Annotated in this window: 19 protein-coding genes; 16 read left to right on the top strand and 3 right to left on the bottom strand. The window is 71.1% G+C overall.

Annotated features, from left to right (window positions below):
- Positions 1 to 11 precede the first annotated feature (11 nt).
- The gene (locus tag AB0M39_RS34945) at positions 12 to 668 is read right to left on the bottom strand and encodes an ion channel (protein WP_365371032.1); all 657 of its coding nucleotides are present in this window, start codon (positions 666 to 668) and stop codon (positions 12 to 14) included.
- Positions 669 to 735: 67 nt separating this feature from the next.
- On the opposite strand from AB0M39_RS34945, the gene AB0M39_RS34940 reads away from it, so the two are divergent.
- Positions 736 to 1296: an HIT domain-containing protein gene (locus AB0M39_RS34940; protein ID WP_365371030.1), complete on the top strand. Its 561-nt coding sequence runs from the start codon at positions 736 to 738 to the stop codon at positions 1294 to 1296.
- A 101-nt stretch (positions 1297 to 1397) separates the two neighbouring features.
- On the opposite strand, the gene AB0M39_RS34935 is transcribed toward AB0M39_RS34940, so the two are convergent.
- A complete protein-coding gene (locus AB0M39_RS34935; RefSeq protein ID WP_365371028.1) occupies positions 1398 to 3050 on the bottom strand; it encodes a hypothetical protein in 1653 nt (550 codons plus the stop codon).
- A gap of 165 nt (positions 3051 to 3215) precedes the next feature.
- On the bottom strand, positions 3216 to 5423 hold the full coding sequence (locus AB0M39_RS34930) for an elongation factor G-like protein EF-G2 (RefSeq protein WP_365371026.1): 2208 nt from the start codon (positions 5421 to 5423) through the stop codon (positions 3216 to 3218).
- Between the two features lie 268 nt (positions 5424 to 5691).
- Between AB0M39_RS34930 and pgsA the strand changes: the two genes are divergently transcribed.
- The 15 genes from pgsA to AB0M39_RS34855 all read left to right on the top strand — a co-directional run bounded on the left by pgsA (position 5692) and on the right by AB0M39_RS34855 (position 21244).
- The gene (gene pgsA / locus AB0M39_RS34925; RefSeq protein WP_365371024.1) at positions 5692 to 6354 is read left to right on the top strand and encodes a phosphatidylinositol phosphate synthase; all 663 of its coding nucleotides are present in this window, start codon (positions 5692 to 5694) and stop codon (positions 6352 to 6354) included.
- A complete protein-coding gene (locus tag AB0M39_RS34920) occupies positions 6348 to 7247 on the top strand; it encodes a phosphatidylinositol mannoside acyltransferase (RefSeq protein WP_365371046.1) in 900 nt (299 codons plus the stop codon). The genes pgsA and AB0M39_RS34920 overlap by 7 nt, the downstream gene beginning before the upstream one ends.
- Positions 7244 to 8404 carry a glycosyltransferase family 4 protein gene (locus tag AB0M39_RS34915; protein WP_365371022.1) on the top strand — a complete coding sequence of 387 codons (1161 nt, stop codon included), beginning with the start codon at positions 7244 to 7246 and terminating at the stop codon, positions 8402 to 8404. The genes AB0M39_RS34920 and AB0M39_RS34915 overlap by 4 nt, the downstream gene beginning before the upstream one ends.
- Positions 8405 to 8727: 323 nt before the next feature.
- Complete coding sequence (locus tag AB0M39_RS34910; protein ID WP_365371020.1) at positions 8728 to 9273, top strand: hypothetical protein; 546 nt, start codon at positions 8728 to 8730, stop codon at positions 9271 to 9273.
- Between the two features lie 381 nt (positions 9274 to 9654).
- Positions 9655 to 10503, top strand: coding sequence for a pyridoxal 5'-phosphate synthase lyase subunit PdxS (pdxS, locus tag AB0M39_RS34905; protein WP_365371044.1), 849 nt, complete (start codon positions 9655 to 9657; stop codon positions 10501 to 10503).
- Positions 10503 to 11090: a pyridoxal 5'-phosphate synthase glutaminase subunit PdxT gene (gene pdxT / locus AB0M39_RS34900; RefSeq protein WP_365371018.1), complete on the top strand. Its 588-nt coding sequence runs from the start codon at positions 10503 to 10505 to the stop codon at positions 11088 to 11090. Before pdxS ends, pdxT begins: the two co-directional genes overlap by 1 nt.
- 62 nt (positions 11091 to 11152) lie before the next feature.
- A complete protein-coding gene (locus AB0M39_RS34895) occupies positions 11153 to 11905 on the top strand; it encodes a YebC/PmpR family DNA-binding transcriptional regulator (RefSeq protein WP_365371016.1) in 753 nt (250 codons plus the stop codon).
- Between the two features lie 142 nt (positions 11906 to 12047).
- A complete protein-coding gene (gene ruvC / locus AB0M39_RS34890) occupies positions 12048 to 12578 on the top strand; it encodes a crossover junction endodeoxyribonuclease RuvC (protein ID WP_365371014.1) in 531 nt (176 codons plus the stop codon).
- The gene (gene ruvA, locus AB0M39_RS34885; RefSeq protein WP_365371012.1) at positions 12575 to 13192 is read left to right on the top strand and encodes a Holliday junction branch migration protein RuvA; all 618 of its coding nucleotides are present in this window, start codon (positions 12575 to 12577) and stop codon (positions 13190 to 13192) included. The genes ruvC and ruvA overlap by 4 nt, the downstream gene beginning before the upstream one ends.
- 19 nt (positions 13193 to 13211) lie before the next feature.
- Positions 13212 to 14303, top strand: a complete 1092-nt coding sequence (gene ruvB, locus AB0M39_RS34880) for a Holliday junction branch migration DNA helicase RuvB (protein WP_365371010.1) — start codon at positions 13212 to 13214, stop codon at positions 14301 to 14303.
- 164 nt (positions 14304 to 14467) lie between these two features.
- Positions 14468 to 14920, top strand: a complete 453-nt coding sequence (gene yajC / locus AB0M39_RS34875; RefSeq protein WP_365371008.1) for a preprotein translocase subunit YajC — start codon at positions 14468 to 14470, stop codon at positions 14918 to 14920.
- 146 nt (positions 14921 to 15066) lie between these two features.
- On the top strand, positions 15067 to 16833 hold the full coding sequence (gene secD, locus AB0M39_RS34870; RefSeq protein ID WP_365371006.1) for a protein translocase subunit SecD: 1767 nt from the start codon (positions 15067 to 15069) through the stop codon (positions 16831 to 16833).
- 1 nt (position 16834) lies between these two features.
- Positions 16835 to 17926: a protein translocase subunit SecF gene (secF, locus tag AB0M39_RS34865; RefSeq protein WP_365371004.1), complete on the top strand. Its 1092-nt coding sequence runs from the start codon at positions 16835 to 16837 to the stop codon at positions 17924 to 17926.
- Positions 17926 to 18468: an adenine phosphoribosyltransferase gene (locus AB0M39_RS34860; RefSeq protein ID WP_365371002.1), complete on the top strand. Its 543-nt coding sequence runs from the start codon at positions 17926 to 17928 to the stop codon at positions 18466 to 18468. Before secF ends, AB0M39_RS34860 begins: the two co-directional genes overlap by 1 nt.
- 256 nt (positions 18469 to 18724) lie before the next feature.
- The gene (locus tag AB0M39_RS34855; protein WP_365371000.1) at positions 18725 to 21244 is read left to right on the top strand and encodes a RelA/SpoT family protein; all 2520 of its coding nucleotides are present in this window, start codon (positions 18725 to 18727) and stop codon (positions 21242 to 21244) included.
- Positions 21245 to 21386 lie beyond the last annotated feature (142 nt).

Genomic DNA, 21386 nt, shown 5'->3' with positions numbered 1-21386 from the left:
CCCGGGAGGCATCAGCTTCCCGGGGGCCTCTGCTCTCCCGGCCGGGAGAACGTCTGCAGCAGCCATGACGAGAACGACCCCGTGACCGCCCCCAGCAGCGCCATACCGCAGAACATCATCGCGCTCGCGATCAACCGGCCGCCCGGGGTCACCGGCACCACATCGCCGTACCCGACCGTGCTCAGCGTCGAGCAGGCCCACCACACCGCGTTGCCGAAGGTGCGGATCGTGGCCCCCGGCGCAGCGTGCTCCTGCTGGTAGACCGCGAGGGACCCGGCGAAGCCGAGCAGCAGCGCGGCCAGCCCCGCGTATGTGATCACGCGCGCGTACAGCGAGAGCCTGGGCTGGTCGTGGCGGCGCTGGACCGCGTCGTAGAGCTTGACCATCCGCAGCGGCCGCAGCAGCGGCAGCACCAGGACCACGGTGTCCAGCATGTGCGTGCGCAGAAAGCCGAGCCGCTGCCCGCTCAGCCGCCACCTGATCACGTAGTCCACGATGAACACCGCCCAGGCGGCATACGTCATCGCCAGACACACGTCCCGCCAGGGAACGGACATATCGTGCGCCAGCACCCGGATCGCGTACGAGGCGAGGAACAGCAGGGACACGATGAACAGGGGAATCTCCGTGCGCCGCTCCCAGCGCACCGCCGGGCTCGCCTCATCCATCGGGTCAGCATGGCCGAGGGGCGCCCGCACCGCGCCCCGGCGACACGGTCCGAACGGGCGAAGCCATATGCTTCACAGCATGACGAGTGAGCCGGAACAGCAGATCGGAGTGGGGACGCAGGACGCGTTCCAGCGCCTGTGGACGCCCCACCGGATGGCGTACATCCAGGGGGAGAACAAGCCGACCGGGCCGGGAGCCGACGACGGCTGTCCCTTCTGCTCCATTCCGTCCAAGTCCGACGAGGACGGACTGGTGATCGCACGCGGCTCGCACGTCTACGCGGTGCTCAACCTCTATCCGTACAACGGCGGGCATCTGATGGTCGTGCCCTTCCGGCACGTCGCCGACTACACGGACCTCGACGACGCGGAGACCGCCGAGCTGGCGCTGTTCACCAAGCGCGCGATGCGGGCGCTCCGCACGGCTTCGGGGGCGCACGGCTTCAACATCGGGATGAACCAGGGGACGGTCGCGGGCGCCGGCATCGCCGCGCATCTGCACCAGCACCTGGTGCCCCGGTGGGGCGGGGACACCAACTTCATGCCGGTGGTCGGGCACACCAAGGTGCTGCCGCAGCTGCTCGGGGACACCCGCAAGATGCTCGCGGACGCCTGGCCCGTCGACTAGCGCGGCCCCCTAAGCGGCGGGCCGGTGACCCGCACGGATCGTGCGGGTCACGCGCCGTCTGCGCGGCCCTCGCTCGTCTACGGCTCTACGGTGCTACGCCTCTACGCGTCGTACGAGTCGGCGTTGCGCGGGGACGGGTCCTGCACCATGCCGCTGACGACCATGGAGCGGTTGCCGAAGCGCTCGGTGTCCACGCCGTTCTCCTCGAGCACCTTCATCGCGGCGGTGTGCGCCACCCGGAGCACGGGCGTGGCCGCCCGCATCGCGTCGTCCGCCATGAAGCGGTGCCGCCAGGGCTTCTCGGCCCAGGCGTGCCGCAGCCCGAAGGGCTCGGGCAGGACCAGCTTCCCGCCGAGGAAGTCGAGCAGCGGCGGGTACCAGGTGAAGGGCGCGCGCACGGCGAGCCGCACCACCTCGCGGGTCTCCACCAGCGGCAGCACCCGGTCGACCGTCTCCCAGAAGCGGACGGTCTTGCTGACGGTGACGGTCTTGGGCGCGGGCTTGCTGGTGAACAGGGAGTGCACCGGGCCCAGCGCGTGGCCCGTCACCTCGATGCGCAGCGTCTCGTGGAGGACCGTCACGGTGATCATCATGGTGATGACCAACTGCCCGTCCCAGAGGGTGAACTGGACGCCGAGGTAGTGCCGGTTGCCGCCGCCGAACTGCTGGTGGTTGCAGATGCGCTGTATCTCGTGGCCCTTGACCTGGAAGGTGTCCACGTCCTGGCCCTCGGGCCGGGTGACCGCCGCCGCGTTCTCCCCGACGGGCGCGACGATCCAGTGCTTGACCGAGGGGGTCGGGAAGCCGCCGGAGTTCAGCGGGCCGCGCTCCAGGAGCTTGAGGCGGTCGTGGATGGCGCGTATGACGTCCCAGCTGCGGAACTGGTTGATCTCCTTGCCGGGCTCCTTGGAGACGAGCTCCTCGGCGAGCTGCCAGCTGCCCCAGCGGGTGCCCATGCCGAGTATGCCCTTGGGGCCGGCGTAGAAGACGGAGTTGGACTGCTGCTCGGCGGTGAGCTTCTCCAGGCCCTGGCGCAGCTGCTCGGCGGCGGTCTCGCCGGGGTTTCCGGGCACGGCCTCGGGGACCTTGGCGCCGATGCCGCCGCCGGAGAGCAGGCTGTCCCAGCGGGCTCGCATGTCCTTGGCGGTGGTCTCGCAGATCCGTTTGGCCAGCAGCCAGCCGACGACGGGCGCGACGATCATGCCCCGGATGTACAGGCCCCAGAACCCGCTGAACGGCAGCCGCACCAGGAAGATCACGGCCAGGCCGCCGACGGCGACGAGCAGCAGGGTGCCCAGCGCGCCCGCGCCCTTGTTCTGCGCGCCCGCTATGGTCCGGCGCAGCTGGAAGACGGCCATCCACAGCAGCAGTCCGGGCAGGAAGAGCAGCCCGAACACCGCCATCACGCCGGTCAGCTTGGCGTCTCGCTCCTTGCGGATGCGGGTGGCCGCCAGGCAGTGCTCGACCACGGCCTGCGGCTCGGTGCCGAAGGACTGGATGAGCGCGGCGCGGGCGCCGCCGAGCATGCGCACCTGGACGGCGCGGGAGAAGGCCTCGCCGAGATTGGGCTCGAAGAGCGAGAACTTGCCCTTCTTCACGTCTGATTTATGCCAGTCGCTGTTCGCTTTGAGGATGTCGTCGACCGGGCTGTCGCGGTACGCGGCCGATGCCAGCGCATGCGTCGCGGCCGTCTGCCCGGCCGAGCCGAGGAGCGGGACCTGTGCCCCTGGAGTGAAATCGAAGCCGTTCGCCACTGCCGCCCCCTCGCCGCATGCTTCCGCACTGCGGCCTGTTCCCAACTACCGCGCCCCGCACACCTTCTGAGCTGGGCACCACAGCGTATCGAGGGCGCGGCCGATTCGTCAGACCACGGCGAAATGCCGCCCGCCGCGGGGGCGCGGGGCGGGCGGCACTGTCAACTACGCGCTTCCGTCCGCCTGTTCGCGCATCTTGTCGGCGAGCTGCGGAGGCATCGCCTCGTGCCGGGCGTAGGAGCGGCTGAACTGCCCGGTGCCGTGTGAGATGGACCGCAGATCGATCGCGTACCGCCCGATCTCGATCTCCGGGACCTCCGCCCGCACCAGGGTGCGCGACCCGCCGGCCTGCTCGGTGCCGACGACGCGGCCGCGCCGTCCCGACAGGTCGCTCATCACGGGGCCGACGTACTCGTCCGAGACCAGCACCCGCACCTCGGCGACCGGCTCCAGCAGGTCGATGCGGGCGTCGGCCGCCGCCTCGCGCAGGGCGAGCGCGCCGGCCGTCTGGAAGGCCGCGTCGGAGGAGTCGACGGAGTGCGCCTTTCCGTCGAGCAGGGTCACGCGCACGTCCACCAGGGGGTGGCCGGCCGCGACGCCCCGGGCCGCCTGGGCGCGTACGCCCTTCTCGACGGACGGGATGAACTGGCGCGGCACCGCGCCGCCGACGACCTTGTCGACGAACTCGATGCCGGAGCCGGCCGGCAGCGGCTCCACCTCGATCTCGCAGATCGCGTACTGGCCGTGGCCGCCGGACTGCTTCACATGCCGTCCGCGGCCCGCCGACGGCGCGCCGAAGGTCTCGCGCAGGGGGACCTTGTACGGGATGACGTCGACCTGGACGCCATAGCGGTTGCGCAGCCGCTCCAGGGCCACGTCCGCGTGGGCCTCGCCCAGGCACCACAGGACGACCTGGTGGGTGTCCTGGTTCTGTTCGAGACGCATGGTGGGGTCCTCGGCGACCAGCCGCGACAGGCCCTGGGAGAGCTTGTCCTCGTCCGCCTTGCTGTGCGCCTGGATGGCGAGCGGCAGCAGCGGGTCGGGCATCTGCCACGGCTCCATCAGCAGAGGGTTGTCCTTCGCGGACAGCGTGTCCCCGGTCTCGGCGCGGGCGAGCTTGGCGACGCAGGCGAGGTCGCCCGCGATGACCTGGCCGAGGGGCCGCTGCTGCTTGCCGAAGGGCGTGGAGAGCGCGCCGACGCGTTCGTCGACGTCGTGGTCCTCGTGGCCGCGGTCGGCCAGGCCGTGTCCGGAGACGTGGACGGTCTCGTCGGGACGCAGGGTGCCGGAGAAGACGCGGACCAGGGAGATCCGCCCGACGTAGGGGTCGGAGGCGGTCTTGACCACCTCGGCGACCAGCGGTCCTTCGGGGTCGCAGCTGATCTGGGGGCGGGGCGCGCCCTGGGGCGTGGTGACGGCCGGGCAGACGGGCTCCAGCGGCGTGGGGAAGCCGCGGGTGATCAGCTCCAGCAGCTCGACGGTGCCCAGTCCCTGCTTGGCGCCGTCGGCCGCGGGGGCGGCGGCGAGGACCGGGTGGAAGACGCCGCGGGCGACGGCCTTCTCGAGGTCGTCGATGAGCGTCGCGAGGTCGATCTCGGAGCCGCCGAGATAGCGGTCCATCAGGGTCTCGTCCTCGCTCTCGGCGATAATCCCCTCGATGAGGCGATTGCGGGCCTCCTCGATCAGCGCGCTCTGCGCGGGGTCGGGCGGGGTGTCCTTCCGCTCGCCGGAGGAGTAGTCGAAGATCTTCTGCGAGAGCAGCCCGACCAGGCCGGTGACGGGGGCGTGCCCGTCGGGGTTCTGCGCTCCGTACTGCGGCAGATACAGCGGCAGCACGGCGTCGGGGTCGTCCCCGCCGAAGATCTCGCCGCAGACCCGGGTGAGCTCCTCGAAGTCCGTGCGGGCGGTCTCCAGGTGCGTGACGACGATGGCGCGCGGCATCCCCACGGCCGCGCACTCCTCCCACACCATGCGGGTGGCGCCCGCCACCGCGTCGGCCTCCTGGGCGGCCGAGACGACGAAGAGGGCCGCGTCCGCCGCTCGCAGACCGGCCCTGAGCTCCCCGACGAAGTCCGCGTACCCGGGGGTGTCGAGGAGGTTGATCTTGTATCCGTCCCATTCGAGGGGCACCAGGGAGAGCTGTACGGAGCGCTGCTGCCGGTGCTCGATCTCGTCGTAGTCGGAGACGGTCCCGCCGTCCTCGACCCGTCCGGCCCGGTTGACCGCTCCCGCGGTCAGCGCGAGGGCCTCGACCAGGGTGGTCTTTCCCGATCCGCTGTGGCCGACCAGCACCACGTTCCGTACGGATGAGGGCCGGTCGGCCGTAGCTGCCCTGCCGGCGGCTCCGGGGTGTGCATTCGCCTTGTCGCCCATGATTCTTGCCTCCCGATCGATTCACGGTGAGGGAGAGGGGGAGCCGCGGGCGTGGGGAGCCATGGAAGGTCTCCGGACGGCGTCCGGGGGCAGCTCCGGCGATGCCCGCGGTGGTCTTTCGAGCTTTCCACTCCCGTCACGGTGCGTCCATACGTCGTACGCGACGGCGGCGGACGGGCGCCCGGCGGTGCGGCCTCTCGGTCGTGGCTACGATGGGCCAGCCGGTGGCCGTTGGGGCCACGCGGCCCACCGACCCCTCGGGAAGGCCATGCTGAACAAGTACGCGCGTGCATTCTTCACGCGTGTTCTCACACCGTTCGCCGCATTCTTGCTCCGCCGCGGGGTGAGCCCCGACGCGGTCACCCTCATCGGAACAGCCGGAGTGATGGCGGGTGCGCTGGTCTTCTTCCCCCGGGGAGAGTTCTTCTGGGGCACGATCGTCATCACCCTGTTCGTCTTCTCGGATCTCGTCGACGGCAACATGGCGCGGCAGGCCGGGATTTCCAGCCGGTGGGGCGCGTTCTTGGACTCGACGCTGGACCGGGTCGCCGACGGCGCCATCTTCGGCGGGTTCGCGCTCTGGTACGCGGGCACGGGGAACGACAATGTGCTGTGTGCCGTGTCCATCTTCTGTCTCGCGAGCGGCCAGGTCGTGTCGTACACCAAGGCACGAGGCGAATCGATTGGCCTGCCGGTCGCCGTCAACGGTCTGATCGAGCGCGCCGAGCGTCTGGTGATCTCGCTGGTCGCGGCGGGTCTCGCCGGACTGAGCGCCTTCGGGGTGCCGGGCGTCGAGGTGCTGCTGCCGATCGCGCTGTGGATCGTGGCGGTGGGCAGCGCGGTGACGCTGGGACAGCGGGTCGTGACGGTGCGCAGGGAGTCCGCCGAGGCAGACGCCGAGACGGCGCGGGGGAGTGAGGCGACATCGTGAGAGAGCGGCTGACCGACACGCTGTACGGGCTGGGCTGGAGCACCGTCAAGAAGCTGCCCGAGCCGGCCGCCGCTGCGCTGGGCCGGACGATCGCGGACACCGCCTGGAAGCGGCGCGGCAAGGGCGTGCTGCGGCTCGAGTCGAACCTCGCCCGCGTCGTGCCCGACGCGAGCCCCGAGCGCCTCGCCGAGCTGTCGAAGGCCGGCATGCGCTCGTACATGCGGTACTGGATGGAGTCCTTCCGGCTGCCCACGTGGAGCGCCGAGCGCGTCCGGGACAACGTGGCGATCAAGGACTCGCACTATCTGACCGAGGGCATGGCGCAGGGACGCGGCGTCGTGCTGGCGCTGCCGCACCTGGCGAACTGGGACCTCGCGGGGGTGTGGGTCACCCGCACCCTGGGGATCCCCTTCACCACGGTCGCCGAGCGCCTCAAGCCCGAGTCGCTGTACGACCGGTTCGTGGCCTACCGCGAGAGCCTCGGCATGGAGGTCCTGCCGCACGCCGGCGGATCGGCGTTCGGGAACCTGGCGCGGCGGCTGCGCTCCGGCGGCCTGGTCTGCCTGGTCTCCGACCGCGACCTGTCGGCCAACGGTGTCGAGGTGAAGTACTTCGGGGACACGGCGCGGATGCCCGCGGGGCCGGCGATGCTGGCGCAGCAGACCGGCGCGCTGCTGCTGCCGGTCACCCTCTGGTACGAGGAGGCGCCGCGTCTGCGGGGCCGGATCCACCCGCCGATCGAGGTGCCGGAGACAGGCACGAAGGCCGAGAAGACGTCCGCCATGACACAGGCGCTGGCCGATGCCTTCGCCACGGGAATCGCCGAGCACCCGGAGGACTGGCACATGCTGCAGCGACTGTGGCTCGCGGATCTGGAGGAGCGACGGCCGTGAAGATCGGCATCGTCTGCCCCTACTCCTGGGACGTGCCGGGCGGCGTCCAATTCCACATCAGAGACCTCGCGGACCATCTGATCCGCCTCGGGCACCAGGTGTCCGTGCTGGCGCCGGCGGACGACGACACCCCGCTGCCGCCGTACGTCGTCTCGGCGGGCCGGGCCGTCCCGGTCCCGTACAACGGCTCGGTCGCACGGCTGAACTTCGGCTTCCTGTCGGCGGCGCGGGTGCGGCGGTGGCTGCACGACGGCACCTTCGACGTGATCCACATCCATGAGCCGACCTCGCCTTCGCTGGGGCTGCTGAGCTGCTGGGCGGCGCAGGGGCCGATCGTGGCCACCTTCCACACGTCCAATCCCCGCTCGCGGGCGATGATCGCGGCGTACCCGATCCTCCAGCCGGCGCTGGAGAAGATCAGCGCGCGGATCGCGGTCAGCGAGTACGCGCGGCGCACGCTCGTGGAGCATCTGGGCGGCGACGCGGTCGTCATCCCCAACGGCGTCGACGTCGGCTTCTTCGAGAAGGCGGAGCCGAAGGCGGAGTGGCAGGGCAACACGATCGGCTTCATCGGCCGCATCGACGAGCCGCGCAAGGGCCTGCCCGTGCTGATGGCGGCGTTCCCGAAGATCGTCGCGGCCTGCCCGGACGTGCGGCTGCTGGTCGCCGGGCGCGGCGACGAGGAGGAGGCGGTCGCCTCCCTGCCCGCCGAGATGCGCTCCAAGGTCGAGTTCCTGGGCATGGTCAGCGACGAGGACAAGGCCCGGCTGCTGCGCAGCGTCGACGTCTACGTCGCGCCGAACACGGGCGGCGAGAGCTTCGGCATCATCCTGGTCGAGGCGATGTCGGCGGGCGCGCCGGTGCTCGCCTCCGACCTGGACGCCTTCGCCCAGGTCCTGGACCAGGGAGCGGCGGGCGAGCTGTTCGCCAACGAGGACGCGCAGGCGCTGGCGTCTGCGGCGGTGCGCCTCCTGGGCGACCCGGACCGCCGCGCGGAGCTGCGGATGCGCGGCAGCGCGCATGTGCGGCGCTTCGACTGGTCGACGGTCGGCTCGGACATCCTCGCGGTCTACGAGACGGTGACGGACGGCGCGGCCTCGGTGGCAGCGGACGAACGCCCCGGCTTCCGCTCCCGCTTCGGCCTGGCGCGGGACTGAGCGGCGCGGGGGGCGGGAATCCAGCTCCGCGAATCCAGCCTCGTGGGGGTCCCCCCGGACGAAGTCTGGGGGAGTTTGAGGCGCGGAGCCCCCGCCGCGGGCGTGCCGGAGGCGCAAAATCCAGCCTCGCCGGCGATTGAGGCGCGGGGGTCCGGGGGCAGCGCCCCCGCAAGGGCCCGCACGCCCCCCGTCCCAGGGGTCCGGCCGGGGTCCGGGGCAGCACCCCTCGCAAGGGCCCGCACACCCCCGCCACAAGCATCCGCACACCCCACCCCCGCCGCCCGACCGCCGAGCCCCCTGTCACTCCCGGTAGCCTTCCGCCCGTGACCGCTACCCTCATCTGGATCGTCGTCGGCCTCATCGCCATCGGCCTCTACCTCAGCTGGACCGCAGGCCGCCTCGACCGCCTGCACTCCCGCATCGACGCCGCCCGCGCCGCCCTCGACGCCCAGCTCCTGCGCCGCGCCTCGGTCACCCAGGAGCTCGCCACCTCCGGCGTCCTCGATCCCGCCGCCTCGATCGTGCTGTACGAGGCCGCGCACGCCGCCCGTCAGGCCGAGGAGGAGCAGCGCGAGGTCGCCGAGAGCGAGCTCAGCGCCGCCCTGCGGGCCGTCTTCGGGGAGGCCGCCCAGGTGGAGGCCGTACGCGAGGTCCCCGGCGGCGAGGAGGCCGCGGGAGAGCTCGCCCATGCCGTACGCCGTGTCCCCATGGCCCGCCGGTTCCACAACGACGCCGTGCGCGCCGCGCGGGCGCTGCGCCGGCACCGCAAGGTCCGCTGGTTCCGCCTCGCCGGCCACGCGCCGTTCCCGCTGGCCTTCGAGATGGACGACGAGCCGCCGGTCGCGCTCGCCGACCGCCCCGGCAGCTGACTCGCAGGCGACGGACTCGCAGACGACCGACCCGCAGGCGACCGGTCCGCCCCAGCCGCCGACTCGCAGACGACCGACCCGCAGACGACCGGTCCGCCCCAGCCGCCGACTCGCAGACGACCGACCCGCAGACGACCGGTCCGCCCCAGCCGCCGACTCGCAGGTCACCGGACCACCAGGCCACTGACTCGCAGGTCAGTCCACCCTGTGACCTGACAAAACGATCCACCGGCTCCCTATTGGCCCTTGCTGTGGACTGGTCCTCGAATGTTCCATCGGTGAGGCATCAACTTCTTTCACCGAGTGAGGTCATCCGTGTCCAGCATCCTTCCCACCACTCCCCAGGCCCCCGAGACCGGCACCGCGCGCGTCAAGCGCGGCATGGCCGAGCAGCTCAAGGGCGGTGTGATCATGGACGTGGTCAACGCCGAGCAGGCGAAGATAGCCGAGGACGCGGGCGCCGTGGCCGTCATGGCCCTGGAGCGGGTCCCCGCCGACATCCGCAAGGACGGCGGCGTGGCCCGGATGTCGGACCCGAACATGATCGAGGAGATCATCGAGGCCGTCTCCATCCCGGTCATGGCCAAGTCGCGCATCGGCCACTTCGTCGAGGCCCAGGTCCTGCAGTCCCTCGGCGTCGACTACATCGACGAGTCCGAGGTCCTGACCCCGGCCGACGAGGTCAACCACTCCGACAAGTTCGCCTTCACCACCCCCTTCGTCTGCGGTGCCACCAACCTCGGCGAGGCCCTGCGCCGCATCGCCGAGGGCGCGGCCATGATCCGCTCGAAGGGCGAGGCCGGCACGGGCAACGTCGTCGAGGCCGTCCGCCACCTGCGCCAGATCAAGAACGAGATCGCCAAGCTGCGCGGCTTCGACAACAACGAGCTGTACGCCGCCGCCAAGGATCTGCGCGCCCCGTACGAGCTGGTCAAGGAGGTCTCCGAGCTCGGCAAGCTGCCGGTCGTGCTGTTCTCCGCCGGCGGCGTGGCCACCCCCGCCGACGCCGCGCTGATGCGCCAGCTCGGCGCCGAGGGCGTCTTCGTGGGCTCGGGCATCTTCAAGTCCGGCGACCCGGCCAAGCGCGCCGCCGCCATCGTGAAGGCCACCACCTTCTACGACGACCCCAAGATCATCGCGGACGCCTCCCGCAACCTCGGCGAGGCCATGGTCGGCATCAACTGCGACACCCTGCCCGAGACCGAGCGCTACGCGAACCGGGGCTGGTGATGACCACTCCCGTGATCGGTGTCCTGGCTCTGCAGGGCGACGTCCGGGAGCACCTGATCGCCCTGGCCTCGGCTGACGCCGTGGCCAGGCCGGTCCGGCGCCCCGAGGAGCTCGCCGAGGTCGACGGCCTGGTCATCCCGGGCGGCGAGTCCACGACCATGTCCAAGCTCGCGAACCTGTTCGGGATGATGGAGCCGCTGCGCGAGCGGATCGCCGCGGGCCTGCCCGTCTACGGCACCTGCGCCGGGCTGATCATGCTCGCCGACAAGATCCTCGACCCGCGCTCGGGCCAGGAGACGCTCGGCGGCATCGACATGATCGTCCGCCGCAACGCCTTCGGCCGGCAGAACGAGTCGTTCGAGGCGGCAGTGGCCGTCAAGGGCGTGGACACCCCCGTCGAGGGCGTCTTCATCCGCGCCCCCTGGGTGGAGTCGGTCGGCGCCGAGGTCGACGTGCTCGCCGAGCACGGCGGCCACATCGTCGCCGTACGGCAGGGCAACGTCCTGGCGACGTCGTTCCACCCGGAGCTGACCGGCGATCACCGACTGCACGGCCTCTTCGTGGACATGGTGCGCGCGGCCGGCTGAGCCGATCCCGGTAGGATCTCTGCCGAACGACGCAGAATTGGTTACGCGAAGGAGACAGGCAGATGTCCGGCCACTCTAAATGGGCTACGACGAAGCACAAGAAGGCCGTGATCGACGCCAAGCGCGGCAAGCTCTTCGCGAAGATGATCAAGAACATCGAGGTGGCTGCCCGCACGGGCGGCGCCGACGTGTCCGGCAACCCGACGCTCTTCGACGCCATCCAGAAGGCCAAGAAGAGCTCGGTCCCGAACAAGAACATCGACTCCGCGGTCAAGCGCGGCGCCGGTCTCGAGGCCGGCGGCGCCGACTACGAGACGATCATGTACGAGGGCTACGGCCCGAACGGCGTCGCGGTGCTCATCGAGTGCCTCACCGACAACCGCAACCGCGCCGCGTCCGACGTCCGCGTCGCCATGACCCGCAACGGCGGCTCCATGGCCGACCCGGGCTCGGTCTCGTACCTCTTCAACCGCAAGGGCGTCGTGATCGTCCCCAAGGGCGAGCTGTCCGAGGACGACGTGCTCGGCGCGGTGCTCGACGCGGGCGCCGAGGAGGTCAACGACCTCGGCGACACCTTCGAGGTGCTCAGCGAGGCCACCGACCTGGTCGCGGTCCGCACCGCGCTCCAGGACGCCGGCATCGACTACGACTCGGCCGACGCCAACTTCGTCCCGACCATGCAGGTCGAGCTCGACGAAGAGGGCGCGCGCAAGATCTTCAAGCTGATCGACGCGCTGGAGGACAGCGACGACGTGCAGAACGTCTTCGCCAACTTCGACGTCTCGGACGAGGTCATGGAGAAGGTCGACGCCTGACACGCGCTCAGCGACGGGCGACAGCACGGGCCGACGGGACACACCCCCGTCGGCCCGTCGCGTTGTCAGCGGCAGCCGATAGCCTGCACGAACAGGGGGAACCTCTCCGGCGGCAGCCGGGGACGAGCGAAGGAGGGGCGGCGTGCGCGTGCTCGGGGTGGACCCAGGACTGACCCGCTGCGGCGTCGGCGTGGTGGAGGGCGTCGCGGGCCGTCCGCTGACGATGGTCGGCGTCGGCGTCGTGCGCACGCCCGCGGACGCGGAGCTCGGCGACCGGCTGGTCGCCATCGAGCAGGGCATCGAGCAGTGGCTCGACGCGCACCAGCCCGAATACGTCGCCGTGGAGCGGGTGTTCAGCCAGCACAACGTCCGCACGGTCATGGGCACCGCCCAGGCCAGCGCCGTCGCGATGCTCTGCGCGGCCCGCCGGGGCATCCCGGTCGCGCTGCACACCCCCAGCGAGGTCAAGGCCGCCGTCACCGGCAGCGGCCGGGCCGACAAGGCGCAGGTGGGCGCGATGGTGACCCGGCTGCTGCGGCTGGACGCCCCGCCCAAGCCGGCCGACGCCGCCGACGCCCTCGCCCTCGCCATCTGCCACATCTGGCGGGCCCCCGCGCACAATCGCCTCCAGCAGGCAGTCGCCCTGCACGCATCGAAAGGCCGTACCGCATGATCGCCTTTGTGAGCGGCACGGTCGCCGCCCTCGCCCCCACGACGGCGGTCGTCGAGGTCGGCGGCGTCGGCATGGCCGTCCAGTGCACGCCGAACACCCTCGCCGAGCTGCGCATCGGCCAGGAGGCCAAGCTCGCCACCTCCCTCGTCGTCCGGGAGGACTCGCTCACCCTCTACGGCTTCGCCGACGACGACGAGCGCCAGGTGTTCGAGCTGCTGCAGACCGCGAGCGGGGTGGGCCCCCGGCTCGCTCAGGCCATGCTCGCCGTGCACGCCCCCGACGCGCTGCGGGTCGCCGTCGCGACCGGCGACGAGAAGGCGCTGACCGCCGTCCCCGGCATCGGCAAGAAGGGCGCCCAGAAACTGCTCCTGGAGCTGAAGGACCGGCTCGGCGAGCCGCTCGGCGCGCACATCGGCAGGCAGGGCGTCGGCGCGGCCGTCGCCGCCTCCTGGCGCGACCAGCTGCACGCCGCCCTGATCGGGCTGGGATACGCCGCACGCGAGGCCGACGAGGCGGTGGCCGCCGTCGCCCCGAAGGCCGAGGCCGCCGGCGCCGAGCCGAACGTGGGCCAACTGCTCAAGGCCGCCCTTCAGACCCTGAACCGCACCCGCTGACCCCGCGAGGCAATCCACTGTGAACTGGGACGACACCGCATCGACCACCGCCCCTCTCGGCGCCGAGGTGCCCGCCGACCGGCTCGTGGGGGCCTCGGCCGACGGCGAGGACCAGGCCGTCGAGGCGGCGCTGCGCCCGAAGTCGCTGGACGAGTTCGTGGGCCAGGAGCGGGTGCGCGAGCAGCTCGACCTCGTCCTGAAAGCGGCCCTCGCGCGCGGGGCGACCGCCGACCACGTCCTGCTCTCCGGCGCCCCCGGACTGGGCAAGACCACCCTCTCCATGATCATCGCGGCGGAGATGAACGCCCCGATCCGGATCACCTCCGGCCCGGCCATCCAGCACGCCGGCGATCTGGCCGCGATCCTCTCCTCCCTCCAGGAGGGCGAGGTCCTCTTCCTCGACGAGATCCACCGCATGTCCCGGCCCGCCGAGGAGATGCTCTACATGGCGATGGAGGACTTCCGCGTCGACGTGATCGTCGGCAAGGGCCCGGGCGCCACCGCCATCCCGCTGGAGCTGCCGCCCTTCACCCTGGTCGGCGCGACCACCCGGGCCGGACTGCTGCCGCCCCCGCTGCGCGACCGCTTCGGCTTCACCGCGCACATGGAGTTCTACGACCCCGCCGAGCTGGAGCGGGTCATCCACCGTTCCGCGCAGCTTCTCGACGTCGAGATAGACGCCGAGGGAGCCGCCGAGATCGCCGGCCGCTCCCGCGGCACGCCCCGCATCGCCAACCGCCTGCTGCGCCGCGTGCGGGACTACGCCCAGGTCAAGGTCGACGGCCGGATCACCCGTGAGGTGGCCTCCGCGGCCCTGCGGGTGTACGAGGTGGACGGCCGCGGGCTCGACCGCCTCGACCGCGCGGTGCTCCAGGCCCTGCTCAAGCTGTTCGGCGGCGGTCCGGTCGGCCTGTCGACGCTGGCCGTGGCGGTGGGGGAGGAGCGCGAGACGGTCGAGGAGGTCGCCGAGCCCTTCCTGGTGCGGGAGGGGCTGCTGGCCCGGACGCCCAGGGGCCGCGTCGCCACCCCGGCCGCCTGGGCCCACCTCGGGCTCGTACCGCCTCAGCAGCAGCCCGGGGCGGGCGGTCAGCAGGGGCTCTTCGGGGCGTGACGGCGCGGAGACTCGCCCGGTCAGGAACCACGGTGCGATGCTGGGCGTTGTTCCATTGATGCGGACTCATTTAGACTCCGCCGATGCCACCCTTCCAGGGTCGGCTGCCCACCCCCGTAGATCAGGCCGTTCATCAGCGCGGTCGTGCGAAGGAATTCCCCGCCGTGAATATCTTGACCCTCCTCCCTTTCATCGTGCTCATCGGGGCCATGTTCCTGATGACCCGCTCCGCCAAGAAGAAGCAGCAGCAGGCCGCGCAGATGCGTGACCAGATGCAGCCCGGCACCGGCGTGCGGACCATCGGCGGCCTCTACGCCACCGTCAAGGAGGTCAACCACGACACGGTCCTCCTTGAGGCGGCCCCCGGCGTCCACCTGGTGTTCGCGAAGAACGCCATCGGCGCCGTCCTGTCCGACGAGGAGTACAACCGCATCGTGCACGGCGACGGCGATGACGACCTCAAGGCCGACGGCCCCGTCGTGCCCGACGACGCCTCCTCGCTGACCGACGCCGCGGACACCGCGCCGGCGGACGACGCGAAGATCGACCTGGGCAAGAAGCCCGAGGCCGAGGCGCCCAAGGACGGCAAGGCTGACGGCGAGACCGACGCTAAGTAGTCACGCACGGGGACCGCGGCGCGCCCACCGGCGCCCGCCGGTCCCCGGCCGTGTCTACCCTTCTGCGGGGGCAGGTCCCCACAACACTTCGTGGCCGCCCCGGCGCGTACCCGGCGCGGGGCGGTTGGACAGGGAGAAACGAGAAGGTGGCAGCACCGAATAGGGGCCGAAAGCCCGCGGGGGCTCAGGGCAAGCCGGGGCGCGCCCTGGTACTGATCCTGATCGCCATGGTCGCCCTGACAGGCGGCATGTTCGCGGCGAATCAGCTCACGCCGCGACTGGGTATCGACCTGGCGGGCGGTACGACCATCACGCTCGAGGCCAAGAGCGAGCCCGGCAAAGAGAACGCCGTCAACGAGACCAATATGAACACCGCGGTCGGCATCATCGAGCGCCGTGTCAACGGTCTGGGCGTCACCGAGTCCGAGGTGCAGACTCAGGGCGACCGGAACATCATCGTCAACATCCCCAAGGGGACGAACTCCCAGCAGGCCCGTGAGCAGGTCGGCACCACCGCCCAGCTCTACTTCCGGCCCGTGCTGACGGTCGCCCCCGGCGGTCCCACGGCTCAGCAGCCCGCCCCGAGCCCCTCGGCGTCCGACAAGGACAAGCCCAAGGACCCCAAGGCGTCCGACAAGCCGTCGGCCGGCGCGCCGTCCGGATCCCCCACGGCCTCGCCGACCACCCAGGGCCGCGCGGTCACCGACGCCCTCAAGGCGCCGTCGCCGACTCCGTCCGCCACCGAGTCCGGCAAGCCCAAGCCGTCCGGGACGCCGAAGCCGGACGCGACGCCGCCCGCCGACCCGGCCCAGGCCAAGCTCGAGAAGCAGTTCACCGAGCTGGACTGCAAGAACGACAAGGCCCGCGGCGCGCTCGGCGACAACGTCAAGCCGACCGAGACGGTCGTCGCCTGTGGCAAGGACCCCGCGGGCGGCTGGGAGAAGTACATCCTCGGCCCGTCCGAGGTCGACGGCAAGGACGTCGACGACGCCAGCGCCCAGATCGACCAGCAGAGCGGCCAGTGGGTCGTCGACATGGAGTTCACGGACAAGGGCTCCAAGAAGTTCCAGAAGATCACGAGCCGGCTGTCGCAGCAGCAGGACCCGATGAACCGGTTCGCGATCGTGCTCGACGGCGAGGTCGTCTCCGCGCCCTCGGTCCGGCAGACCCTGAGCGCCAACGCCCAGATCTCCGGCAGCTTCGACCAGGAGTCGGCGCAGGACCTGGGCAACATCCTGTCCTACGGCGCCCTGCCCCTCTCCTTCGAGGAGCAGAGCGTCACCACCGTCACCGCCGCCCTCGGCGGCGAGCAGCTGAAGGCCGGCCTCATCGCCGGCGCGATCGGCCTGGCGCTGGTCATGATCTACCTGGTCGTGTACTACCGCGGCCTGGCGCTGATCGCGATCCTCAGCCTCCTCGTCTCGGCGATCCTGACCTACACGATCATGGCTCTGCTCGGCCCCGGCATCGGCTTCGCGCTGAACCTGCCGGCGGTCTGCGGCGCCATCGTGGCGATCGGCATCACAGCGGACTCGTTCATCGTGTACTTCGAACGGATCCGGGACGAGATCCGCGAGGGCCGTACGCTCCGCCCGGCCGTCGAGCGCGCCTGGCCGCGCGCCCGGCGCACGATCCTGGTCTCCGACTTCGTGTCGTTCCTCGCCGCCGCGGTGCTGTTCATCGTCACCGTCGGCAAGGTCCAGGGCTTCGCCTTCACGCTCGGCCTGACCACCGTGCTCGACGTCGTCGTGGTCTTCTTCTTCACCAAGCCGATCATGACGATCGTGGCCCGCAAGAAGTTCTTCGCGGACGGCCACCCGTGGTCCGGACTGGACCCGAAGCGGTTGGGCGCCAAGCCCCCGCTGCGCCGCTCCCGTCGCGCCTCCGCCCCCACCGACCCGAAGGAGGCGTGAGATGTCCCGACTCGGCAATCTCGGCGCCCGTCTCTACCGCGGCGAGGTCGGCTACGACTTCATCGGCAAGCGGAAGATCTGGTACGGCCTCTCCATCCTGATCACGATCACCGCCATCCTCGGCCTGGCGGTGCAGGGCCTGAACATGGGCATCGAGTTCAAGGGCGGCGCCGTCTTCAACGCCCCGAAGACGAGCGTCTCGGTCGCCGCGGCCCAGGAAGCCGCGGAGGAGGCCTCCGGCCACCCCGCGATCGTCCAGGAGCTCGGCAACGGCGGACTGCGCATCCAGGTCAGCGAGCTCGACACCCAGCAGGCCGACAAGGTCAAGACCGAGCTCTCCGAGAGCCTCAAGGTCGACGCCGAGAAGATCAACGCGGAGCTCGTGGGACCCAGCTGGGGCGAGCAGATCGCCAACAAGGCATGGACCGGCCTCGGGATCTTCATGATCCTCGTGGTGGTCTATCTGGCGATCGCGTTCGAGTGGCGCATGGCGGTCGCGGCGCTGATCGCCCTGATCCACGACATCACGATCACCGTCGGCGTGTACGCGCTGGTCGGCTTCGAGGTCACGCCCGGAACCGTCATCGGTCTGCTCACGATCCTCGGCTACTCGCTCTACGACACGGTCGTCGTCTTCGACTCCCTCAAGGAGGGCTCGAAGGACATCACCAAGCAGACCCGCTGGACCTACAGCGACGTCGCCAACCGCTCCATCAACAGCACCCTGGTGCGCTCGATCAACACCACGGTCGTCGCGCTGCTCCCGGTCGCCGGTCTGCTCTTCATCGGCGGCGGCGTCCTGGGCGCGGGCATGCTCAACGACATCTCGCTGTCGCTGTTCGTCGGCCTCGCGGCCGGCGCCTACTCCTCGATCTTCATCGCCACGCCGCTCGTCGCCGACCTCAAGGAGCGCGAGCCGCAGATGAAGGCCCTGAAGAAGCGGGTGCTGGCCAAGCGCGCGGCCGCCGCGGCCAAGGGCGAGTCGCCGGAGGACGAGTACGACGGCGCCGACGAGCCGCAGGCCGAGGCGCCCGCCGCCGCGGTCGTCGGCCCCCGCGGTCGCGGCCGGGGCCGCCCCTCGGGGAAGCGCTGATGGCCATCGCCGCGCAGGAGCTCCTGCTCAGCCGCATCCGTGACGTCCCGGACTATCCGAAGCCGGGGGTGATGTTCAAGGACATCACCCCGCTGCTCGCGGACCCCGAGGCGTTCACGGCGCTGACCGAGGCGCTCGCCGAGCTGTGCGCCCGGCACCGGGCCACGAAGATCGTCGGCCTGGAGGCCCGCGGCTTCATCCTGGCCGCGCCGGTCGCCGTCCGCGCCGGCGTCGGCTTCATCCCCGTACGCAAGGCGGGCAAGCTCCCCGGAGCCACCCTGTCCCAGGCGTACGAGCTGGAGTACGGCACCGCCGAGATCGAGGTGCACGCCGAGGACCTGAGCGCGGGCGACCGCGTCATGGTCATCGACGACGTCCTCGCCACGGGCGGCACGGCCGAGGCCTCGGTGGAGCTGATCCGGCGCGCCGGCGCCGAGGTCGCGGGCGTCGGCGTGCTGATGGAGCTCGGGTTCCTCGGCGGGCGCGCCCGTCTGGAGCCGGCGCTGCACGGTGCGCCGCTGGACGCGCTGATCACGCTCTGACCTCGTACACCGATCGACGACCAACGCCCCGGGGAAGACCCCGGGGCGTTAGTCGTACCCGGCCGGCCGGATTCCGCCCGACCGCGCAGCGCGGTCGCGCCGACGCGCGCGGTGACGGGAGGCCAGGCCCAGGCGCCGCGGCCGGCCACTCCTGTCATGTCCGGACCGACAGCCTCGTGAGCACCCGCACCCCGAGGTCGATACCATGGGCTCTCCGGGCCTGACCGGGGGACCCGGAACCGCACGAGGAGCGCTCTTGCCAGACGAGGCCCACCCCGCCGCCGCGCAGCCCGGCCAGCAGGCCGACAAGGCCGCGGCAGCCGCCGTCACGCCCGAGAACAAGCCAGCCGAGAAGCCGAAGGCAGAGCCAGGGCGTGCGAACGGGGCGGCCCCCCTCGTCACCGCCCCCAAGCCCACGCCCGCGTCCCGGCCCACGCCCGCGCCCAAGCCGGTGCCGGCGTCCGTGCCCCGCACCGGCGGCTCCTCGAACCGGGTGCGCGCCCGGCTGGCCCGGCTGGGCGTCCAGCGCTCCTCCCCGTACAACCCGGTCCTTGAACCGCTGCTGCGGATCGTCCGCAGCAACGACCCCAAGATCGAGACCGCCACGCTCCGCCAGATCGAGCGCGCCTACCAGGTCGCCGAGCGCTGGCACCGCGGCCAGAAGCGCAAGAGCGGCGACCCGTACATCACGCACCCCCTCGCCGTGACCACCATCCTGGCCGAGCTCGGCATGGACCCGGCGACCTTGATGGCCGGGCTGCTGCACGACACCGTCGAGGACACCGAGTACGGCCTGGACACCCTGCGCCGCGACTTCGGCGACCAGGTCGCCCTCCTCGTCGACGGCGTCACCAAGCTGGACAAGGTGAAGTTCGGCGAGGCCGCGCAGGCCGAGACCGTGCGCAAGATGGTCGTCGCCATGGCAAAGGACCCGCGCGTCCTGGTCATCAAGCTCGCCGACCGGCTGCACAACATGCGCACCATGCGCTATCTCAAGCGGGAGAAGCAGGAGAAGAAGGCCCGCGAGACCCTCGAGATCTACGCGCCCCTGGCCCACCGGCTGGGCATGAACACCATCAAGTGGGAGCTGGAGGACCTCGCCTTCGCGATTCTCTACCCCAAGATGTACGACGAGATCGTGCGGCTCGTCGCCGAGCGCGCGCCCAAGCGCGACGAGTACCTCGCCATAGTGACCGACGAGGTCCAGTCCGATCTGCGCGCCGCCCGTATCAAGGCCACCGTCACCGGCCGGCCCAAGCACTACTACAGCGTCTACCAGAAGATGATCGTCCGCGGCCGTGACTTCGCGGAGATCTACGACCTGGTGGGCATCCGCGTCCTCGTCGACACCGTCCGCGACTGCTACGCGGCGCTCGGCACCGTCCACGCCCGGTGGAACCCGGTGCCCGGGCGGTTCAAGGACTACATCGCGATGCCCAAGTTCAACATGTACCAGTCGCTGCACACCACGGTGATCGGTCCCAACGGCAAGCCCGTCGAGCTGCAGATCCGCACGTTCGACATGCACCGCCGCGCCGAGTACGGCATCGCCGCGCACTGGAAGTACAAGCAGGAGGCCGTCGCCGGCGCCTCCAAGGTGCGCACCGACGTCCCCCGGCACAGCAAGGGCGACGGCCAGGACACCGTCAACGACATGGCCTGGCTGCGGCAGCTGCTGGACTGGCAGAAGGAGACCGAGGACCCCAGCGAGTTCCTCGAGTCGCTGCGCTTCGACCTCTCGCGCAACGAGGTCTTCGTCTTCACGCCGAAGGGCGACGTCATAGCGCTCCCGGCCGGCGCGACGCCCGTCGACTTCGCGTACGCGGTCCACACCGAGGTCGGGCACCGCACCATAGGCGCACGGGTCAACGGGCGGCTCGTGCCGCTCGAGTCGACCCTCGACAACGGCGACTTGGTCGAGGTCTTCACCTCCAAGGCCGAGGGCGCCGGACCGTCCCGCGACTGGCTCGGCTTCGTCAAGTCGCCGCGCGCCCGCAACAAGATCCGCGCCTGGTTCTCCAAGGAGCGCCGCGAGGAGGCCATCGAGCAGGGCAAGGACGCCATCGCGCGGGCCATGCGCAAGCAGAACCTGCCGATCCAGCGCATCCTCACCGGCGACTCCCTGGTCACCCTCGCGCACGAGATGCGCTACCCCGACATCTCGTCGCTGTACGCGGCGATCGGCGAGGGCCATGTGGCGGCGCAGGGCGTCGTCCAGAAGCTGGTGCAGGCCCTCGGCGGCGAGGAGGCGGCCAACGAGGACATCGCCGAGTCGACGCCGCCGTCGCGCAGCCGCAGCAAGCGCCGGGCCAACGCGGACCCGGGCGTCGTGGTCAAGGGCGTCGAGGACGTCTGGGTCAAGCTCGCCCGCTGCTGCACGCCGGTGCCCGGCGACCCGATCATCGGGTTCGTCACCCGCGGCAGCGGCGTATCGGTTCACCGCGCGGACTGCGTCAACGTCGACTCGCTCTCGCAGCAGCCCGAGCGGATCCTCGAGGTCGAATGGGCCCCGACCCAGTCCTCCGTCTTCCTGGTGGCCATACAGGTCGAGGCGCTGGACCGCTCACGCCTGCTCTCGGACGTCACGCGCGTCCTGTCCGACCAGCACGTCAACATCCTCTCGGCGGCCGTGCAGACCTCCCGCGACCGGGTGGCCACCTCGCGCTTCACCTTCGAGATGGGCGACCCCAAGCACCTCGGACACGTCCTGAAGGCGGTACGGGGCGTGGAGGGCGTCTACGACGTGTACCGGGTGACGTCCGCACGTCGGCCCTAGAGGCAGTCGCCAGGCGCGCCCAGGCGGCGTACAGCGCTTCCAGAAGGCGCACAGACACACGGAAGGGGCCTCCCGAACCCGCAGTGGTTCGGGAGGGCCCCTCAGTCGGCCCTGGCGGAGCGCAGAGCGGCAGGCTCGGCGC

Source organism: Streptomyces sp. NPDC051907, from assembly GCF_040681075.1.
In the GTDB taxonomy this organism is placed as follows: Bacteria; Actinomycetota; Actinomycetes; order Streptomycetales; family Streptomycetaceae; genus Streptomyces.
Note: the sequence above shows the minus strand (reverse complement) of the source record. Positions and strands in the feature narration are given on the sequence as shown.